Here is a 3,536-nt window from a genome sequence, read left to right on the forward strand (position 1 = left end):
CGGCGGAGTCCTCTTCACCCGCGGCCGCAATGGCCGTCTGTCCGCGCCGGGCCGGCCCCCGGGGCGGCTCCAGCCCGGTGAGCGCCGATGGCGGATCGACCGCGATGAACTTGCCGCTGGGGCGTGCGCCCGGCGTCGACCAGCAGGCCTCGCTCGTGCGGGCGTTCCTGGAGGACATCCGGGAGTTGGGCTATGCGGCCTTCGATGCGTTCTGCGTCGACCCGCAGACGCTGGACGACCCGGTGCGCGACGGCAACTGGGCGATCGCCAGCTACGATTTCGGGCTGATCCGCGACTATGTCGCGTCCGGCATGGCCGCGCTGTGCCCGGCGCTGGTCGAGGCCGGGCGCAGCCTCAGGCCCTATGACTATGTGGCGCTGCTGGAGGCGCATGCCCACAATGCCTCGGCCCGCTGGCAGAAGCGCCTGCTGTGGCTGTTCGGCGTGCGCCACGCCTGGATCGTGCCGATGAGCTCGGTCGGCTACCTGAAGGGCGTCACCGTCTACATGGCCGGGCGCGGCAAGGCCGCCGAGGACCGGTTCCACGCCACCCGCGACCAGGTGCACCTGCGGGCGATCCACTTCTTCGCCGAGCTGGAGGCGACCGCGCCGACGGTTCCCGACGAGGCGACCGGCGCGGCGTTGCAGGCCGGGCCGCTGAGCGCGCGCGAGGCGGAATGCCTGCGCTGGGCGGGCGAGGGCAAGACCAACGCCGAGATCGCCATCATCCTGGCGATCTCCGAGAACACCGTGCGCTATCACTTCAAGAACATCTTCGGCAAGCTCGGCGCCACCTCCCGCGCCCAGGCGGTCAGCCTGTTCGGTCTTCGCCGGGGCTGACCCGCGCCCCGGTCCTACCCGGACGGGTAGGTGACGCCCCGCCCGACCGCGCCCAGTCTGCGCCCCGTTGCCGGCCGGCGGCCGGCGGACAGGTGGGGGACTGCATGGAAACGGGACGGAGCGCGACGGCATGCCGGCGGCTGGCCCTGGCCGCGGCCATTCTGGCGGGCGGCCTCGCCGTGTCGGGCGAGGCGAAGGCGCTGTCGAGCGGCTGCACCACGTTGGCGGGCAAGGTCGACACGGTCACGCCCGGTGCGGGCGCGTTCACCGTGCAGATCGACGGCGGCGCGCTGTTCACGCTGGAGCCGGGGGAGGTGCTGACCATCCGCGCCAACGTGCCCGCCGGCACCAATGTCACGATCACGACGCCGGCCGGATCGGTGAACTACGACAACTCCGGCGGCGGCGCGGCGGTAGACTTCCAGCAGTCCATCGCGGTCGGCGATTCCGGCGGCGCCGTCGTCGGCGCGATCACGGTATCCGGCAACGCAGCGGTGGGCGGACAGACCATCACCATCACCTTCAACTGCGGCGCCGGCGGACTGGACAACGCACAGCAGGCGGCCGACCAGATCCAGAACGTGATCCAGAGCATCGTGCCGGGCGGCGCCAACGGCGGCGACCTGATCGCCGACTTCGCGATCCCGTTCGAAAGCCCGCTGAACCGCACCGGCATCCACGCCCCAAGCTTCCGCGGCGACCCGTGCATCGAAGAGATACGCCGCCTTGAACAGGCCATTCGGGCCGCGCGAGCAGCGCAGGAGATTGCCATTGATCGCGTCAGCAACGCCGAAGAGGCGTTGCCCCTGGCAATCGATGCCCTGACTGCAGCCGAAACCGAGGCTCGGGAGGTGGCGGCTGAACTTCGAATCATTGAAGCGCAGCCATCATCCGACTTCAACTCTAACGATGGCAGGATCATTTCGGCCCAAGAAGATCTGCCGCCGGAGGCTCAGTGCGGCAGGCTGCGGCGGACGCCGAGGCCGCGCTGGCGCGCCAGCGCGGACGTGGCGGACGCGCAGACCCGGCTGAAAGAGGCCGAAACCGCAGTGGAGCAGATCCAGGCCCAGATTGACCAGTTGGACGACCAGCTGGAAGCAGCCTTCGGCCGCTGTCCGGGCGCCGAAATGCCTCTTCGGCGATCATGACGGCAGCATCCAGATCGCGGCCGCCGACGGGCCGGCGACCGATGCCGGCCTGCCCGGCTTCGGCACGACCGTGCAGGCGGCCGCCTGACCGGCAGCTTCAACCTGCGCCGCCCGCCGCGTCGCGCAGGCAACCGGGACGCCGCTGCCGGACGGGCTGGCCGACTCGCGCCTGAATGCCTGGATCAGCGGCGGCATCACTCTGCATCGCGACGACCGCAGCGGCTTCGGCCAGGACGGCGAGACCGTCGTGCTGGCCGGCGGCGCCAGCTACCTCGTTGCCGAGGACATCAATTTGGGCGGTGCCCTGCGATTCGGGCGCACCGACCGCTCCGGCGCCACCGGCGCCACCGCGGTCGACACCTGGTCGCTCGGCGCCTTTGCCCAGACCCGGCTCGACGAGCAGGTCTTTCTCGACGCGATGGTGTCCTATTCGCTGCTGGCGATCGACGCCCGCTTCGACCAGAACGGGGCCGGTGCGACCGGCTCGACCGAGGCCCGCTCGCTCGGCGCGCAGCTCAAGCTGTCCGGCGTGATGCCGCTGGCGGACTGGCAGATATCGCCCAGCATCGGTGCCGGCATCGTCGACGTCGACCGCGATGCCTTCACCGCATCCGACGGCACCCGCATCGGCGGCGCGCGTTCGACCCAGCTGTCGCTGAATGCGGCTTTGAACGTCGGCACCAGCTTCACCGGCGACTTCGGCGCCGACGGCAGCGTGGTCTATGCCCCGCATTTCGGCCTGTCGGGCTTCGCCAATGTCGGCCGCTTCGACGCACTGACCGCCGCGACCGATACGGTGACCGAAAGCGACCGGTTCGGTCTCGGCGCCAATGCCGGGCTGGATGCGACCTTCGACAGCGGCGCGACGGTCGGGATCAATGCCGGCGTCGGCGGCCTGACCGGCGACCAGAAGAGCTATTCGCTGACCGCACGGTTCTCGCTGCCGTTCTGAGGGGGGCGGAACGGCAGCGGGGATCCCGGGTGGGGCGGGCTGCGGGCGTCGGCATCGGCCATGGCGGCCGCGCGACGCGTTCCTCCCGCTCCACCCGGGCTTTCCGGCCCCTGACGGGCCGGGCTCAGACGTTGCGGATCTGCAGCATCGCCTGGTCGGACCAGCGGCTCCACTCGATCGCCTGGGCGCGATAGGCCTGGTAGGCGTGGTTGACCTTGGTCGACATGGCGTCGGTGGCGGCGACGTCGGCGATCACCGCTTCCGAGGTCGTGCGCATGGCGTCGATCACGACTTCCGGCCACATCCTGAGCTCGACCTGGTTTTCCTCGACCAGCGGCTTCAGCGAGACGATGTTGTTGAACTGGAAGTCGGCGATGGCGGTGGCCGTGCTGGCGCGGGCGACCGCGGCGACCAGGTCCTTCAGGTCGTCAGGCAGCGCGTCGTAGGACGCCTGGTTGACCGAGAATTCCAGCGACGGCCCGGCCTCGTGGAACGAGGGCTGGTAGTAGTACTTGGCGATGCGCTGCAGGCCGAAGGCGAGGTCGTTCCAGGGCCCGACCCACTCCGCCGCGTCGATCACGCCGGTGTCGAGCGCAG

General features: G+C 70.4%; 5 protein-coding genes. 3 read left to right on the top strand and 2 right to left on the bottom strand.

What is annotated here, in order from left to right; genetic code table 11:
- Nucleotides 1-104 precede the first annotated feature (104 nt).
- Together R3F55_25985 and R3F55_25990 are read left to right on the top strand one after the other, a co-directional pair.
- On the top strand, nucleotides 105-839 hold the full coding sequence (locus tag R3F55_25985; GenBank protein ID MEZ5670822.1) for a helix-turn-helix transcriptional regulator: 735 nt from the start codon (nucleotides 105-107) through the stop codon (nucleotides 837-839).
- A 104-nt stretch (nucleotides 840-943) separates the two neighbouring features.
- Nucleotides 944-1,987 carry a hypothetical protein gene (locus R3F55_25990; GenBank protein MEZ5670823.1) on the top strand — a complete coding sequence of 348 codons (1,044 nt, stop codon included), beginning with the start codon at nucleotides 944-946 and terminating at the stop codon, nucleotides 1,985-1,987.
- Here the strand turns inward: R3F55_25990 and R3F55_25995 are convergent.
- Nucleotides 1,982-2,182, bottom strand: a complete 201-nt coding sequence (locus R3F55_25995) for a hypothetical protein (protein MEZ5670824.1) — start codon at nucleotides 2,180-2,182, stop codon at nucleotides 1,982-1,984. The genes R3F55_25990 and R3F55_25995 overlap by 6 nt on opposite strands.
- A gap of 4 nt (nucleotides 2,183-2,186) precedes the next feature.
- Between R3F55_25995 and R3F55_26000 the strand changes: the two genes are divergently transcribed.
- Nucleotides 2,187-2,939: an autotransporter outer membrane beta-barrel domain-containing protein gene (locus R3F55_26000; GenBank protein ID MEZ5670825.1), complete on the top strand. Its 753-nt coding sequence runs from the start codon at nucleotides 2,187-2,189 to the stop codon at nucleotides 2,937-2,939.
- A 124-nt stretch (nucleotides 2,940-3,063) separates the two neighbouring features.
- Here the strand turns inward: R3F55_26000 and R3F55_26005 are convergent.
- The coding region (locus tag R3F55_26005; GenBank protein ID MEZ5670826.1) for an ABC transporter substrate-binding protein at nucleotides 3,064-3,536 on the bottom strand (473 nt) is incomplete at its 5' end.

The organism is Alphaproteobacteria bacterium (genome assembly GCA_041396705.1).
Lineage (GTDB): Bacteria > Pseudomonadota > Alphaproteobacteria > CALKHQ01 > CALKHQ01 > CALKHQ01.

Coding starts and splice junctions, on each gene's coding strand:
- R3F55_25985 (MEZ5670822.1), top strand. CDS start 105: ATGAACTTGCCGCTGGGGCGTGCGCCCGGCGTCGACCAGCAGGCCTCG.
- R3F55_25990 (MEZ5670823.1), top strand. CDS start 944: ATGGAAACGGGACGGAGCGCGACGGCATGCCGGCGGCTGGCCCTGGCC.
- R3F55_25995 (MEZ5670824.1), bottom strand. CDS start 2,182: ATGCCGCCGCTGATCCAGGCATTCAGGCGCGAGTCGGCCAGCCCGTCC.